8 protein-coding genes, 1 tRNA gene and 1 pseudogene are annotated in these 16115 nt (G+C 73.0%); 6 read left to right on the top strand and 4 right to left on the bottom strand.

The annotated features are described in order from the left end of the window. Window positions 1-127: 127 nt before the first annotated feature. Complete coding sequence (gene pepN / locus PKA89_RS15985) at window positions 128-2611, top strand: aminopeptidase N (protein ID WP_324421177.1); 2484 nt, start codon at window positions 128-130, stop codon at window positions 2609-2611. Window positions 2612-2719: 108 nt separating this feature from the next. On the opposite strand, the pseudogene PKA89_RS15990 reads toward pepN, so the two are convergent. Next, window positions 2720-2818, bottom strand: a pseudogene (locus tag PKA89_RS15990) (DUF6855 family protein); the annotation flags it as partial. 205 nt (window positions 2819-3023) lie between these two features. Between PKA89_RS15990 and PKA89_RS15995 the strand changes: the two are divergent. Then, a complete protein-coding gene (locus tag PKA89_RS15995) occupies window positions 3024-3344 on the top strand; it encodes a DapH/DapD/GlmU-related protein (protein ID WP_324421178.1) in 321 nt (106 codons plus the stop codon). On the opposite strand, the gene PKA89_RS16000 is transcribed toward PKA89_RS15995, so the two are convergent. The 3 genes from PKA89_RS16000 to PKA89_RS16010 form a co-directional block, all read right to left on the bottom strand. Further along, a complete protein-coding gene (locus PKA89_RS16000; protein ID WP_324421179.1) occupies window positions 3302-5326 on the bottom strand; it encodes a VWA domain-containing protein in 2025 nt (674 codons plus the stop codon). The genes PKA89_RS15995 and PKA89_RS16000 overlap by 43 nt on opposite strands. Further along, complete coding sequence (locus PKA89_RS16005; RefSeq protein ID WP_324421180.1) at window positions 5319-6707, bottom strand: magnesium chelatase; 1389 nt, start codon at window positions 6705-6707, stop codon at window positions 5319-5321. Before PKA89_RS16005 ends, PKA89_RS16000 begins: the two co-directional genes overlap by 8 nt. Window positions 6708-6773: 66 nt before the next feature. Next, window positions 6774-7268 carry a YajQ family cyclic di-GMP-binding protein gene (locus tag PKA89_RS16010; protein WP_324421181.1) on the bottom strand — a complete coding sequence of 165 codons (495 nt, stop codon included), beginning with the start codon at window positions 7266-7268 and terminating at the stop codon, window positions 6774-6776. A gap of 62 nt (window positions 7269-7330) precedes the next feature. Between PKA89_RS16010 and PKA89_RS16015 the strand changes: the two genes are divergently transcribed. From PKA89_RS16015 to PKA89_RS16030, 4 genes are all read left to right on the top strand, one after another. Further along, window positions 7331-7411, top strand: a tRNA-Tyr gene (locus PKA89_RS16015). 142 nt (window positions 7412-7553) lie between these two features. Then, entirely contained in the window at window positions 7554-8987 is a 1434-nt protein-coding gene (locus tag PKA89_RS16020) for an amino acid permease (RefSeq protein ID WP_324421182.1), read from the top strand. Window positions 8988-9019: 32 nt separating this feature from the next. Continuing rightward, window positions 9020-10243: an AI-2E family transporter gene (locus PKA89_RS16025; protein ID WP_324421183.1), complete on the top strand. Its 1224-nt coding sequence runs from the start codon at window positions 9020-9022 to the stop codon at window positions 10241-10243. Between the two features lie 78 nt (window positions 10244-10321). Beyond that, on the top strand, window positions 10322-15850 hold the full coding sequence (locus PKA89_RS16030) for a carboxyl transferase domain-containing protein (RefSeq protein ID WP_324421184.1): 5529 nt from the start codon (window positions 10322-10324) through the stop codon (window positions 15848-15850). Window positions 15851-16115: the final 265 nt, after the last annotated feature.

The raw sequence follows: 16115 nt of genomic DNA on the forward strand, positions 1-16115 counted from the left end.
GGGGGCTCACAGCGGTTAGTAAAGTGTACTAACTAACCAGCGGCAAGAGCCGTGACCGGATCGTGACCTTTCGGGCGGCGCGGAGGTGGGCTCCGCGCCGGGCCGCCGACTCTGGTTGGGTGGGCCCATGCCGTCCCTGACCCGCGACGAGGCCGTCGCCCGCGCCGCCCTGCTCACCGTCGACGCCGTGGAGGTCGACCTCGACCTCGACCGGGGGGCCGAGACCTTCGGCTCGCGGACCGTCCTGCGGCTGCGCTGCGTCGAGCCCGGCGCCTCGACCTTCGTCGACGTCCGCCCGGTCGAGCTGCACTCGGCGACGCTCAACGGCACGCCGCTCGACCCGGGGTCCCTCGTCGACGGCCGCCTGCCGCTCGCCGACCTCGCCGCCGAGAACGTCCTCGAGGTCGAGGCGACGATGGCCTACGGGCACGACGGCCAGGGACTGCACCGGTCCACCGACCCCGCCGACGACGAGGACTACGTCTACGGGCACCTCTTCCTCGACGCCGCGCCGCGCGTCTTCGCCTGTGTCGACCAGCCCGACCTCAAGGCGCCGTACACCATCCGGGTGCGCACCCCGCAGCACTGGAGCGTCGTGGGCAACGGTGCGGCACAGCAGGTCTCGCCGGGAGAGTGGGAGCTGGCGACCACGCAGCCCCTCGCCACGTACTTCGTCACCGTCTGCGCCGGACCGTGGGTCTCGGTCACCGACGAGCACGACGGCGTCCCGCTCGGGGTCCACGCCCGGCGCTCGCTCGCCGAGCCGCTGCGCGAGCAGGCCGGGCAGATGCTCGCGACCACCCGCGCCTGCCTCGACCACTACCACCGGCTCTTCGGCATCCGGTACCCGTTCGGCGAGTACCACCAGGTGTTCGTCCCGGAGTTCAACGCCGGCGCGATGGAGAACCCCGGCTGCGTCACCTTCCGCGACACCTACGTCTTCCGCGGCGCCGCCACCCCCGACCAGGTCCTCGAGCGCGACAACACGATCGCCCACGAGATGGCCCACATGTGGTTCGGCGACCTCGTGACGATGCGCTGGTGGGACGACCTGTGGCTCAACGAGTCCTTCGCGGAGTACATGGCCTACCGGGCCTCCACCGAGGCACTCGGCGCCGACGAGGCGTGGGTCGAGTTCGGCATCGTCCGCAAGCTGTGGGGGTACGCCGCCGAGCGCTCGCCGAGCACGCACCCCGTCGCGGGGTCGCCGGCCCCGGACGCGCTCTCGGCCCTGCAGAACTTCGACGGCATCTCGTACGCGAAGGGGGCCTCGGTCCTGCGCCAGCTCATCGCGCACATCGGCGACGAGGCCTTCGTCGCCGGCGTCGGGGCCTACCTGCGCGAGCACGCCTTCGGCAACGGCGAGCTCGCCGAGTTCCTCGCCGCGATGGCCGAGGCGGCCGGCCGCGACCTCGACGGCTGGGCGCAGGCCTGGCTCCGGACCGCCGGCGCGGACCGGCTCGCCGTCGACCGCGACGGGTGGCTCACCCGCACCACCCCGCGGGCGCACCCCGCCGACCGGCCGCACACGCTCGACGTCGCCGCGTTCGACGGCGACCGCGAGGTGCTCCGCGAGACGGTGGTCCTGGACGGCGACCGGGTCGAGGTGCCCGGCGTCGCCGACCTGCCCGGCGACGCCCTCGTCGTCCCCAACGCCCGCGACCTCACGTGGGCCGAGGTGACCCTCGACGACCGGACCCTCGCCGAGCTCGTCCCCGGCCTCGCCGACGTCCCCGACCCGCTCGCCCGCGCGGTGGCCTGGACCTCGTTGCTCGGCGGGATGCACCGCGCCACGGTCGACCCCGCCCTCGTCGTCGACGTCGTCGAGGCGGCGTGGCCGCGCGAGGACGACGCGTCGGTGCTGTCGCGGGTCTCCCTCGTCACGACGAGCACGGTCATCCCCCTCTTCGTCCGACCGGAGGAGCGCGAGGAGGCCCTCGAGCGTGTCGCCGCCGCGGCCGACTCCCTCGCCGAGCGGGCCGAGGAGGCCGGGGACGCCGCGGGCGACGCGCTCGCCCTCGTCGCCGCCCGCGTGTGGGCCCGCAGCGGCAGCGACACCGCCCGGCTCCACCGGTGGGCCGCCGGCGACGGTCTCCCCGCCGCCCTGGCCGGCGACGACGACTTCCGCTGGCTGGTCCTGCGCAGGCTCGCCGCGCTCGACGCCCTCGAGGACGCCGAGCTCGCTGCCGCCGAGGACGCCGACCGCTCGCTCGCCGGACGGCTCGCCTCCCTCGGCGTGCGCGCCTCGCGCCCCACCGCCGAGGCCAAGGAGTGGGCCTGGGGACGGCTCGCCGACGACCCCGACCTCTCGAACTACGCAGCCCTCGAGCTCGCCCGCGGGTTCTGGGTCGGCGCCGCGCCCGACCTCGTGCGGCCGTGGGTCACGCGGGTCGGCGACCTCCTCGCCCACATGGGCGAGCGGATGGGCGAGGACGCCCTCTCCCGGGTCGCCACGGCGCTGCACCCGAAGTGGGTCGTCGAGCCGGACACGCTCGAGGCGTCGACGGTGCTGCTCCAGCGGCGCGACCTCTCACCCGGGGTGCACCGTGCGCTGCTCGACGAGGACCACGTCCTGCGCGAGGCGCTGGCCAGCCATCGCCGCTTCGGCTGACCCCCCCCCGGGTCTCATCCCACTTCTTGCGGATGACCCACCTCGACCGGCCCGAAAAGGCCCTGTCGAGGTGGGTTATCCGCAAGAAGTCGGGTCGGTCGGGGGTGGTCAGCGGGCGCGGACGCGGTTGTTGCGCGCGTTGTGCTCGAGCTCGACGAGCCCGAGCGCCTCGAGCAGCGGCGGCAGGTACATCCCGAAGCGCCCGCGGTATCCCTTGCGCTAGCCCTTCGACGACCTCGCCGGCCGCCGGGCCCTGCTCGAGGAGGTCTTCGCCGGTCCGCTGCCCGACGACCTCACCGTCCTGCCCCCGTTCCACTGCGACCACGGGCTGGCGACGACCTTCGGCCGGCAGGTCTTCGTCAACCAAGGCTGCCACTTCTCCGACCTCGGCGGCATCACCCTCGGCGACCGGGTGCTCGTCGGGCCGAACGTCACGCTGACCACCGCCGGGCACCCCGTCGAGGTCGACGAGCGGTTCGAGGCCCTCACCCACGCCCCGATCGTCCTCGAGGACGACGTCTGGGTCGGTGCGGCGGCGACGATCTGCCCGGGGGTGACGGTCGGCCGCGGGTCGGTCGTCGGGGCGGGAGCGGTCGTCGCGAAGGACGTGCCGCCGCTGAGCGTTGTCACCGCGACGAGTGCGGTGGAACGCCGCCGGCTGCGCGAGCCGGGCGTCCCCGGGCCGGGCGCTCAGCCGGCCCAGAACCCGCGGCCGCCGAAGAGGTCGCGGTAGGAGCCGAACGCCGCCTGCCCCGGCGTGCGACCGTCGAGGTAGGAGCCGACGACGGCCGCGCCGAGGTCGCCCAGCTCGGGCGCCACGACCCGCCCGTCGGCCCGGCGCGCCATCGAGTCGACGAACCGGGCCAGCCCGGGGTCGTCGCCCAGCCGGAAGAAGGTGACCTGCGCCCCGAGCCGGGCCGAGGCGTCGAGCTCGCGGACGGCGAGCGCGAGCGTGCGCGGGTGCGGCGGGTAGTCGAAGAACACGCCACCGCCGGGCTCGAGGTGCGAGGTGGGCTCACCGTCGGTGACGACGAGCAGCACCGGCTGGGCGTTGGGGTATCGCCGGAAGTGCCGGTTCGCGAGGAGCAGGGCGTGGTGCAGGTTCGTGCCCTTGTCCCACTCGGCGTCCAGGGCGGTGAGGGTCTCGATGTCCATCGTCTGCGCGTACCGGGCGAACGAGATCAGCTGCAGCTGGTCGCCCCGGAACCGGGTCGAGACCAGCTGGTGCAGGGCCAGCGCGGTGCGCTTCATCGGCACCCAGCGGCCGTCCATCGCCATCGAGAACGAGGTGTCGACGAGGAGCGCGACGGCCGCCTGGGTCCGCGCCTCGGTCTCGGTGACCTCGACGTCACGGATGTCGAGCCGCAGGCCGCTGCTCGGGTCACCGCCCTCACCGACCACGCGGGTGATCGCATTGGTCATCGTGCGCGTCGTGTCCCACGGCTCGGTGTCGCCGAACTCCCACTGCCGGGTCGCGCCGCTCTGCTCGCCCGCGGCACCGGCCTGCCGGGTGTCGCGCTGGCCGCCGCGGTTGGACAGCCGGCCGGCGACGTCGCGCAACAGCGACTTGCCGAGCTCGCGCATCGCCTTGGGGGAGAGGCGGAGCGAGCCGTCCGCGGAGCGCGTGAGCATCCCGGTGTCGCGCAACGCCTTCTCGAGGTCGGCCAGCGCGCGCGCGTCGACGGCGGCGTCCGGCCCGAGGAGGCGGTCGAGGGCGTCGAGGTCGACGTCGTCCATCCGGGCCCCGGGGTGCGACTGCGACAGCTGCTCGGCGAGCGCGTCGAGCTGCGCGAGGTCCTGGAGGACCCCGGTGCCGTCGCCCAGCCCGAGGCCCTGCTCGCCCTCGAACCGTTCCGAGCCGCCCCAGTCCTCGCTGGGGCGCAGGCCCTGGAGGAGACCGTCGATGCGCGAGAGCTGGTCCATGAGCGCCGGTGAGCCGAAGGCCTGTTGGGACAACTGCATGAGCTCCGCGCGCTGCTCCGGGCTCATCGACGCCATCATCCGCTGGGCGGCTGCGGCCCGGGCGGCCAGCGCGTCGACGAGCTCCTCGACCGACTGCGGCTGCTCCGGGAAGAAGTCGCCGTGCTTCTCCATGAAGTCCTCGAACTGCTGCGACGTGTCGTCGCCGCGCGCGTGCGCCTCGAGGAGGTCGCCGAGGTCGCGGAGCATCTCCTCGACGGCGGCGCGGTCCTCGTCGGTCGCGTTCTCGAGGGCCTGCTTCATCCCGGCGAACCTCTGGTCGAGCAGCTCGCGGCCGAGGAGGTCCTTGATCTGCTCGTACTTCTCGCGGCCCTCCGTGGAGCGCCAGGGGTAGTCGGACAGCTCGGTGACCGCCGCCGCGGGCGTCGGCGGCAGGTTCTCCATCCGCAGCTCGGCGAACCGGGCGTCGTCGTCGAGGTCGCGGGCCAGCTGCTTGCGCTCGGCGAGCACCGCCTCGTCGAGCAGCCGGCGCACCTCCTCGAGCGTGCCGTCGAGGTTGTGCCGGCGCAGCATCTCGCGGCGCTTCTCGGCGACCCGTCGGGCCAGCTCGTCGAGCCCGGTGTGGTCGCGGGTGCCCTGGCGCAGCAGCTCGCGCATCGCCCGCTCGGGGGAGTAGCCGGCCATGACGTCCTCGCCGATGGCGTCGAGCGCCTCCCGCAGGTCGACCGGCGGCGCGAGCGGGTCACCGCCCGCGTACCGGGTGAACCGCGAACGCCGGGAACGCCGTTCAGCCATAGACGGTCTCCGAGCCGTCGCTGTCCTTGCCGATCCGCCGCGCCAGGTAGAGGCCCTCGAGGGCGAGCTCGACCGCGCTGGCCCGCTCGCCGTCGGACGCCGCCCCGAGCCGCCGCGCGACCTCGTCGTAGAGGTCGGACTCGCCGAGCACCGGCAGCGCGTCGAGGAAGGCCCGCGCGCTGACCTGGTCGCCGGTCGTCACCATCGCCCCGTCCTCGATCGCCTCGACGAGCAGCGCCATGTCGATGCCACCGAGCCGGCGCCGGGCGGTCTCGGCGGTGGCCGTGCGCAGCAGGTGCCCGAGGATCTCGCGCTCGCGGCCCTCCTCGCCGGTCTCGAGCTCGACCTTCCCCCGGAGCACCTCGAGGGCAGCCTCGAGGTCGACGACCCGGGCGACCGCCTCGGGCTCGCCCTGCGTCGTCGCGCGGTGCAGGGCCGCGGCAGCGACCGTCTCGGCTGCCGCGATGGCGAACCGGGCCGAGACGCCGGAGCGCTGGTCGACCGAGCTCGACTCCCGCAGACCGCGGGTGAAGCGGGCGATGATCTCGACGACGAAGTCGGGCACGGTGGCGACGAGCCGCGACTCCTGCCGGATGACCGCCACCTCGTCGTCGACCTCGCGCGGGTAGTGGGTGCGGATCTCGGCGCCGAAGCGGTCCTTGAGCGGCGTGATGATGCGGCCGCGGTTCGTGTAGTCCTCGGGGTTGGCCGAGGCCACGACGAGGACGTCGAGGGGCAGCCGCAGGACGTACCCGCGGATCTGGATGTCACGCTCCTCCATGACGTTGAGCATCGCGACCTGGATGCGCTCGGCGAGGTCCGGCAGCTCGTTGACGGCGACGATGCCGCGGTGGCTGCGCGGGATGAGCCCGAAGTGGATGGTCTCGGGGTCGCCGAGCCGCCGGCCCTCGGCCACGCGCATCGGGTCGACGTCGCCGATGAGGTCGGCGACGCTGGTGTCCGGGGTGGCGAGCTTCTCGGCGTACCGCTCCTCCCGGTGCCGCCACGCGACCGGCAGGGCGTCGCCGAGCTCCGTCGCGCGGCGCCGGGACTCGACGGTGATCGGCTCGTACGGGTGCTCGCCGAGCTCCGAGCCCTCGATGACCGGGGTCCACTCGTCGAGCAGCCCGACGAGGCTGCGCAGCAGACGGGTCTTGCCCTGCCCGCGCTCGCCGAGGAGGACGACGTCGTGACCGGCGAGCAGGGCCCGCTCGAGCTGGGGGACGACGGTCTGCCCGAACCCGTGCATGCCGGGCCACGGGTCGCGGCCCTCACGCAGGGCGGCGAGCAGGTTCTCGCGGATCTCGACGTGGACGCTGCGGGCCTCGTGGCCGGAGGCGCGCAGCTCGCCGACGGTGCTGATGGCCGGTGGGGCGCTCATCGCCTCACGCTACGTCAGCATCGGGCGTGACGGGAGCCCCGGTGCGTCACCGGGTGCCCGGACGGCTCAGCGGTAGTTCGTGTAGCTGAGCGCGACGTCGAGGTCGGCGTCCTTGAGCATCCGCTGGACGGCCTGGAGGTCGTCGCGCGACTTGCTCGTGACGCGGACCTCGTCGCCCTGGATCTGGGTCTTGACGTTCTTCGGGCCCTCGTCGCGGATGAGCTTGGTGATCTTCTTGGCGTTCTCGCTCGAGATGCCCTCCTTGAGCGGCACGTCGAGCTTGTACTCCTTGCCGGAGACGCGCGGCCCGGCCTCGGGCACGTCGAGGTGCTTGAGCGAGACGCCGCGCTTGACCAGCCAGGTCTCGACGACGTCGAGGACGGCCTTGCAGCGCTCCTCGGTGTTGGCCTCCATGCGGATCACCTCGCCGGCCAGCTCGACCCGGGCGCCGACGCCCTTGAAGTCGTAGCGGTTGGCGATCTCCTTGGCCGCGGTGTTCACCGCGTTGGCCACTTCCTGCTTGTCGAACTTGCTGACGATGTCGAAGCTGCTGTCGGCCATCGGTCCCTCCAGACGTCGATTCGGTGGCTCGGATGCGGCTTGCTATCCTTCCATGCGCACCAGGCAGGTTGCCCGAGCGGCCAATGGGAGCGGACTGTAAATCCGTCGCGAAAGCTACGAAGGTTCGAATCCTTCACCTGCCACCCGTGTGTCGAGGGCCCGGACCCGGCGAGAGCCGTCCGGGCCCTCGCTCGTCCGCGCCAGCGGTTGCACCGGGTCCGGACCGGGCGGAGGGTGGGGGCCGGTGGGGCCCGCCCGCCGGACGGCGAGTGCGAGGAGGACGCGATGACCACCACGAGGGCCGCGGGACCGAAGGGGATCTTCCGCAAGAAGCCGATCGCCTCGGGGGGCGAGGACGGACCGCTCGAGCGCAGCATCGGGCTCTGGCAGCTGACCGCCATCGGCCTCGGCGCCATCATCGGGGCGGGCATCTTCGCCCTGACCGGCACGGTCGCCCACGACACCGCCGGGCCGGCCGTCTCGGTCTCGTTCCTCATCGCCGGCGTGGCCAGTGCCTGTGCCGCCCTCTCCTACGCGGAGTTCGGCGGGATGATCCCGCAGGCCGGCTCCGCCTACACCTACGGGTACGCGGTGCTCGGGGAGGGCGTCGGCTGGTTCATCGGCCGGGACCCGCTGCTCGGGTACACGGCCATCGTCGGGGTGGGGGCCATCGGCATCTCCCAGTACGTGCTCTTCCTCGTCCAGGCCGCCGGCCTCGACCTCCCGACGTGGATGCTCGGCGCGCCCGACGGCGAGGGCCACGTGGTCAACCTCTTCGCCGTCGTGCTGTGCCTCGGGGTCGCGTGGCTGCTCAACCGGGGGATGCGCACCAGCGCCAAGGTCGAGACGTGGCTCGTGTTCGTCAAGATCGCGATCGTCCTCGCCGTCATCGTCGTCGGCGCGTTCTACCTGAAGCCCTCGAACCTCACGCCGTACTTCCCGTTCGGCTTCGGGGGCGCCGCGACCGGTGCCGCGACGGTCTTCTTCGCCGTCTTCGGCTACGACGCCATGAGCACCGCGGCCGAGGAGTCCAAGGAGGCCGAGCGCAACCTGCCCAAGGCGATCGTCCTGTCGCTGGCCATCGCCATGGTCCTGTACCTGCTGGCCGTCACCGTCCTCACCGGGATGATCAAGTACACGGACATCGACCCGTCGGCCGCCTACAGCGAGGCGTTCAAGACCGTCGGGCTCTCCGGCTTCGCCGACGTGGTGGCGGTCGGCGCCATCGTCGGCATCGTCACGGTGCTGTTCTCCTTCATGCTCGGCGCCTCGCGGGTCTGGTACGCCATCTCGCGCGACGGGCTGCTCCCGGGATGGTTCGCGCGGACCAACGAGTACCGGTCGCCGCACCGGCCGGTGTGGGTGGTCGGCCTCATCGCGGCCGTCTTCGCCGGGTTCCTGCCGATCGACCTGGCCGCCGAGCTGACGAACATCGGCATCCTCCTCGCCTTCGTCGTCGTGTCCGCCGCGGTCATCGTGCTGCGCCGCCGCTCACCCGACATCGAACGCACCTTCCGCGTCCCGTTCATGCCGCTCACCCCGCTGCTCGGCATCGCGTTCTCGCTGTGGCTGGTCAGCAAGCTCTCGTGGGAGACCTGGGTGCGCTTCCTCGCCTGGTTCGTCGTGGGAGCCCTCGTCTACGCGTTCTACGGGTACCGCAACAGCCGGCTGGGCCGCGGTGAGGCGATCGAGGGCGACCCCGAGGCCGACCTCCGGTAGGGCGCCGCCGCCTGCCCCTAGCATCGGGGCCCATGAGCGCGACGACGCCGGAGGCGGGACGCCCCGCGAGCACCCCGCCCAGCGACCTCCTCGACCCGGAGAGCCGGCACGACCGCCGGCGCGCCCTGGCCGTCGTCGGGGTGCTGCTCGGCGTCGCCTTCCTCGGCTTCGTCCTGTGGAGGGGCAGCGGCCTCGTCTTCTACGTCGTCATGAGCTGGTTCGTCGCGCTGGCGATGGAGCCGGCCGTCTCCCGGCTCACCCGCTGGATGCCGCGGGCCGCCGCGACGGGCACCGTGATGGTCTCGCTCCTGCTCGCCCTGACCGCCTTCCTCTGGGCCTTCGGCAGCCTCCTCGTCGACCAGCTGACGGCCCTCGTCTCCGCGGTGCCGCAGATGGCGAGCGACGTGCTGGCCCAGGTCAACCGGACCACCGGCTCCTCGTACACCTATGACGACCTGCTCGAGCAGGCCGGGATCTCGCCGTCCGACCTCAGCGGGTACGCGCAGAACGTCGCCTTCGGGGTGCTCGGCTTCCTCTCCGCGGTCCTCGGCGCGTTCTTCGGCATCTTCGTCGTCGCCTTCCTCGTCTTCTACGTCTCCGCCGGGATGCCGCGGCTGCGCACCTGGCTCGCCCGCCGGATGCCGCCGCGCGTGCAGGTGCCGTTCCTCACCGCCTGGGACCTCGCGAAGATCAAGGTCGGCAACTACATCGCCGCCCGCGTCGTCCTCGCGACGCTCAACGCGCTGGCGAGCAGCGTCGCGTTCTTCCTCCTCGACCTCCCGTACTGGCTGCCCCTCGCGCTGTGGACGGGCCTCGTCGCGCAGTTCATCCCGAACATCGGCACCTACGTCTCGATCGCCCTGCCGGTCGTCGTCGGCCTCACCTCCGGGGACCCGTGGCTCGGGCTGTGGGTTCTCGTCTGGGGCATCGCGTACCAGCAGGTGGAGAACCTGACCATCGAGCCGCGCATCTCGGCCCGGGCGGTCGACGTGCACCCGGCGGTGTCCTTCGGCTCGGCGTTGCTCGGGGCCCAGCTCTTCGGGCTGTCCGGCGCGCTGATGGGGGTTCCGCTCGCCGCCACCGTCATGGCGATGCTCGAGATCTACCAGCGCCGCTACGAGATCACCGACGACACCGAGGCCCGGGTGGCCGCGCTCGTCGCTCCGCGGGTCGAGCCCGGGGCCGAGGGCCCCGAGGTGCCGGCGCACGTCGAGGCGCGCGACGGCGCCGACGAGGTGCCCGCCCGCGACGCCTGACGCGGGGGGTTGCGGCGCGACCGACCGGCCGTGTCCATTACTCGCGAGTCACCGCGGGGTGATGGCAGGCTCGGGCGCATGTTCTCGCGGATCGCCGTCGTCAACCGGGGAGAGGCCGCGATGCGGCTCGTGCACGCCGTGCGCGACCTCAACGCCGAGCGCGGGCCGGGGGAGCCGCGCACCGAGGTCGTCGCGCTGCACACCGAGGCCGAGCGCACCGCGATGTTCGTCCGCGAGGCCGACCTCGCCCACGACCTCGGGCCCGCGTCGGCGCGCCCCTACCTCGACCACGCGAAGCTGGCGACAGCACTGCGCGAGACCGGGGCCGACGCGGTGTGGGTCGGCTGGGGCTTCGTCGCCGAGGACCCTGCGTTCGCCGAGCTGTGCCGCGAGCTCGGGGTCACGTTCATCGGGCCGAGCCCGGAGGCGATGCGTCGCCTCGGCGACAAGATCGGCAGCAAGCTCATCGCCGAGGAGGTCGGGGTCCCGGTCGCGCCGTGGAGCCGCGGGGGCGTCGACACCCTCGAGGAGGCCAAGGTCGCGGCGGCCGGCATCGGCTACCCGCTGATGCTCAAGGCGACGGCGGGCGGCGGTGGCCGCGGTATCCGCAAGGTGGCCTCCGACGCCGAGCTCGAGGACGCCTACCAGCGCACGCGGGACGAGGCCGAGCGTGCCTTCGGCTCCGGCGTCGTGTTCCTCGAGAAGCTCGTCACCGGGGCCCGGCACGTCGAGGTGCAGGTCATCGCCGACGGGCAGGGCACGGCCTGGGCCATCGGGGTGCGCGACTGCTCGGTGCAGCGCCGCAACCAGAAGGTCATCGAGGAGTCCGCGTCACCGCTGCTCGACGCCGAGCAGGTCGCCGAGCTCAAGGCGTCGGCCGAGCGGCTGGCCGTGGCCGTGAACTACGCGGGGGCCGGCACCGTCGAGTTCCTCTACCACCCGGGTGAGCGGTTCTTCGCCTTCCTCGAGGTCAACACCCGGCTCCAGGTGGAGCACCCGATCACCGAGGTGGTGACCCGCACCGACCTCGTGCGGCTCCAGATCCACGTCGCGGGAGGCGGCCGGCTCGAGGGGGAGCGGCCGTCGGAGCTCGGGCACGCCGTCGAGGCCCGCCTCAACGCCGAGGACCCCGACCGCGACTTCGCCCCGGCGCCCGGGCGCATCGTCCACCTCGAGCTGCCCGCCGGCCCCGGTATCCGGGTCGACACCGGTGTGGCCGAAGGTGACTCGATCCCCGCGGACTTCGACTCGATGATCGCCAAGATCATCGCCTACGGCCAGGACCGCGAGCAGGCCCTGGCCCGGCTGCGGCGGGCGATGCGCGAGACCGTCGTCGTCATCGAGGGCGGGGCGACGAACAAGTCGTTCATCCTCGACCTCCTGGCCCAGCCGGAGGTCATCGACGGCAGCGCGGACACCGGGTGGATCGACCGGGTGCGGGGCGAGGGCCGGCTCGTGTCCAGCGAGCACTCCGGCGTCGCGCTCGTCGCGGCCGGCATCGAGGCCTACCTCGACGCCGAGGCCATCGAGCGGGCCCGGTTGCTGGAGACCGCGCGTGGTGGTCGGCCGCAGGTGCAGCACGACGTCGGCCGGGCGGTCGACCTGAAGCTGCGCGGCACCGCGTACAAGGTCACCGTGCTGCGCACCGGGCCCTCCCGGTTCCGGGTGACGGTGGCCGAACCGTCCGGGACGGTCCACACCGTCGAGGCCGACCTCGAGCGCGTCGGCCAGCACGCCAGCCGGCTGCGGGTGGGTGACCTCGTGCACCGGCTCGTCACGGCGGCGCACGGGCCGGTGCAGCTCGTCGAGGTCGACGGCGTCACGCACCGGGTGAGCCGTGACGAGGGTGGCGTGCTGCGTTCTCCGGCACCGGCGCTCGTCGTCGCCACCCCTGTGGCGGTCGGCGGCGAGGTGGCCGCCGGGGCCCCCGTCCTCGTCCTCGAGTCGATGAAGATGGAGACGGTCCTGCCCGCGCCGTTCCCGGCCCGGGTCAAGGAGCTGCTCGTCGCCACCGGCAGCCAGGTCGAGACCGGCGCACCGCTCGTCCGCCTCGAGCCGACCGGCGAGGCCGGCGAGGTCGCGACGGAGGCCGCCGCGGCCGCCGACCTCGACCTGCCGGAGATGGGCACCGACGGCGACGCCGCCCGGCGGGCCGCCCGCGGCCGCGCCGACCTGTCGGCGATGCTCCTCGGCTACGACCTCGACCCCGCCCACGAGGGCCGGGCGCTCGAGGGCTACCTCACCGCCCGCGACACGTTGGCCGCCGCCGGCGCCGGTGTGGTCCGCGACGAGATCGACCTGCTCACCGTCTTCGCCGACCTCGCCGAGCTGGCGCGCAACCGGCCGGTCGGTCAGGAGGCGCACGTCGAGAACCGGGTGCACAGCCCCCGCGAGCACTTCCGCACCTTCCTCCAGACCCTCGACCCCGAGCGCGGAGGCCTGCCGGCCGACTTCGTCACCCGGCTCGAGCGCGTCCTGCACCACTACGACGTCGAGGGCGTCGAGCGCACTCCCGAGCTCGAGGGCGCGGTGTTCCGGATCTTCCTCTCGCAGCAGCGGTCCGCCCCCGAGGTGGCGATGGCGACCTCCATCCTCCAGCGGTGGCTCGGCGAGCCGGCACCGGAGGGCGACGCCGCCGCGGCCGCCCGCGACCTGCTCGACCGCCTCGTCACGGCCACGCAGCTCCGGTTCCCGATCGTCGGCGACCTCGCCCGCAGCGTGCGCTTCCGCTGGTTCGACCAGCCGCTCGTCGACGAGGACCGTCGTGCGGTGCTCGGCTCGGTCGGCACCGAGCTCGAGCAGATCGACGCCATGCCCCCGGGGGCGGAGCGCACCGCCCGCATCGACGCCCTGGCCGACATCCCCGAGCGCATCGTGCGCTTCCTCGGCGAGCGGCTGCGCAGCGGCGTCCCGTCGCGGGAGCCGATGCTCGAGGTCCTCGTCAAACGGCACTACCGGGAGTACGAGCTGACCGGGCTCCAGGAGCGCGAGGAGGAGGGCCGGGCCGTCGCCGTGGCCGACTACGTCCTCGACGGGCGGCACAGCCACCTCGTGAGCACCGTGGGCGAGGTCGCCGAGCTCGCTCCCGGCTCGGGGCTGGCGACGCTCCTCGAGCGGCTCGTCGCGGACCGCGCGCCCGACCAGGAGGCGGTCGTCGACCTCTACGTCCACTGGGCCGACCTCCCGGCCGATGCCGACGAGGCCGCCGCCGCGCTCGCCGAACGCGTTGCGGCTTTGCCGTTCTCGCACGCCTGTCGGCGCGTGGCCGTCGGCGTCGTGCCGGACGACTCCCGCGAGGTCGGCTACTTCACCTACCGTGCGCAGCCGGACGGGTCGGTGGAGGAGGACCGTCCGGTGCGCGGCGTGCACCCGATGGTCGGTCGCCGGCTCAACCTCTGGCGGCTGCGCGACTTCGACCTCACCCGGCTCGAGGCGCCGGAGGACGTCCTCCTCATCCATGCCGTCGCGCGCGAGAACCCTCAGGACCAGCGGCTCGTCGCGCTGGCCCAGGTGCGCCAGCTCGTCGTCGTGCGTGACGAGGACGGCCGGGTCACCGCGCTGCCGCACGTCGAGCGAGCGCTCGCGAACTGCCTCGAGGCGGTTCGCCGCGCGCGCACGACCCTCGGCGGCGGCGCACGGCTCGACATGAACCACGTGTGGCTGCACATCTGGCCGCCGGTCGAGGCCGACCTCGACCAGCTGACCGCCCTCCAGGGCAAGGTCGCGCCGATGACCGCCGGCGCGGGCATCGAGGAGGTCCGGGTCGAGGGCTCGATCGCCACCGACCACGGGCACGCCGTGCCGATCTGCGCGAGGTTCAGCTACCAGCCGGGGTCCGGGGTGACCTTCACCGTCGAGCAGCCGCCCACCGAGCGGTTGCGTCCGCTGGACTCCTACGCGGAGAAGGTGGTCCGTGCCCGACGGCGTGGGCTCGTGTACCCGTACGAACTCGTGTCGATGGTGGCGGCGGGCGGTGGCGAGGCGGTCGAGTACGACCTCGACGAGTCCGGCTCGCTCGTGCCGGTCGACCGTCCGTACGGGCAGAACACCGCGGGGATGATCTGCGGCGTGGTCACGACGCCGACCCCGCTGCACCCCGAGGGGGTCACCCGGGTCCTGCTCTGCGGCGACCCGCTCCGGGCCCTCGGTGCGGTCGCCGAGCCGGAGTGCCGACGGGTCATCGCGGCCCTCGACCTCGCCGAGGAGCGCGGGCTGCCGGTCGAGTGGTTCGCCCTCTCCGCCGGTGCCCGCATCTCGATGGACTCCGGTACCGAGAACATGGACTGGGTGGCCAAGGCGCTCAAGCGGATCGTCGAGTTCACCCAGGGCGGCGGCGAGGTCAACGTCGTCGTCGCCGGCATCAACGTCGGGGCGCAGCCGTACTGGAACGCCGAGGCGACGATGCTCATGCACACCAAGGGCATCCTCGTGATGACGCCGGACTCGGCGATGGTCCTCACGGGCAAGCAGTCGCTCGACTTCTCCGGCGGCGTCTCGGCCGAGGACAACTTCGGCATCGGCGGGTACGACCGGGTGATGGGCCCGAACGGTCAGGCGCAGTACTGGGCGAAGGACCTCGCCGACGCGTACGGCATCCTTCTCGCGCACTACGACTCGACGTGGGTCGCCCCCGGTGAGGCGGGTCCGCGGCGAGCGCCGACCGGAGATCCCGTCGACCGCGACGTCACGGTCTTCCCGCACGTGATGGAGGGCAGCGACTTCACCGCGGTGGGCGACATCTTCTCGTCGGCGACGAACCCGGACCGCAAGAAGGCCTTCGACATCCGCACCCTCATGCGGGCCGTCGCCGACCAGGACCACGACACGCTCGAGCGCTGGGCCGGGATGGCGGACGCCGAGACGGCGGTCGTGTTCGACGCGCGCATCGGCGGTATCCCGGTGGCGTTGTTGGGCATCGAGTCGCGGTCCGTTCCGCGTCGCGGCTTCCCGCCCACCGACGGTCCCGACACCTACACCGCGGGCACGCTCTTCCCGCGGTCGTCGAAGAAGGCGGCAAGGGCCATCAACGCCGCATCGGGGAACCGTCCGCTCGTAGTCCTGGCCAACCTCTCGGGATTCGACGGGTCGCCCGAGTCGATGCGTGGGCTGCAGCTCGAGTACGGAGCCGAGATCGGCCGGGCCATCGTCAACTTCGAGGGCCCGATCGTCTTCGTCGTCGTGTCCCGTTACCACGGAGGCGCGTTCGTCGTGTTCTCCAAGGCGCTCAACCCTCGGATGACCGTTCTCGCGGTGGAGGGGTCGTACGCCTCGGTCATCGGTGGTGCGCCGGCGGCGGCCGTCGTGTTCGCCCGCGACGTCGACGCCCGGACCGCCGCCGACCCGCGGGTGGCCGACCTCGAGGCCCGGGTGCGCGAGGCATCCGCGGCCGACCGGCCGCTGCTGGCCACCGAGCTGGCGTCGGTACGGCAGGCGGTGCGTTCGGAGATGCTCGGGCAGGTCGCCTCGGAGTTCGACCGCGTCCACGACATCCACCGGGCCGTCGAGGTCGGGTCGGTCGACGCGGTCATCGCGCCGCAGGAGCTGCGTCCCCGGATCGTCGCGGCGCTCGAGGCGGAGCTGGCGCCGGGGGAGGTCCCGGCGGTCTGACTGCCCTTCGCTCGGTCCGGCGTTCGACACGAATCAGGTTCTGCTGAGGGCGAACTGTCGCCCAGGGGTCTTGTGGTTCGAACGTGAGTTCGGTACGATGAGGCATGGACAGGGGGAGCGTCTCGAGCCGCATCGCGGGCCTTCGTGCGGAGGTCTCGGCGCTGGGTCGTGAGCTGGCCGAGGGCGGGTCGGGGCTGTCGCCGGAGGACTCGTTCGCGCTCGCCGGGGAGGCTCAGCACCTGGCCAACTCCGCTGACGGGCTGGT

The sequence above is a fragment of the Phycicoccus sp. genome, from assembly GCF_035325325.1.
Taxonomy (GTDB): Bacteria; Actinomycetota; Actinomycetes; order Actinomycetales; family Dermatophilaceae; genus Phycicoccus.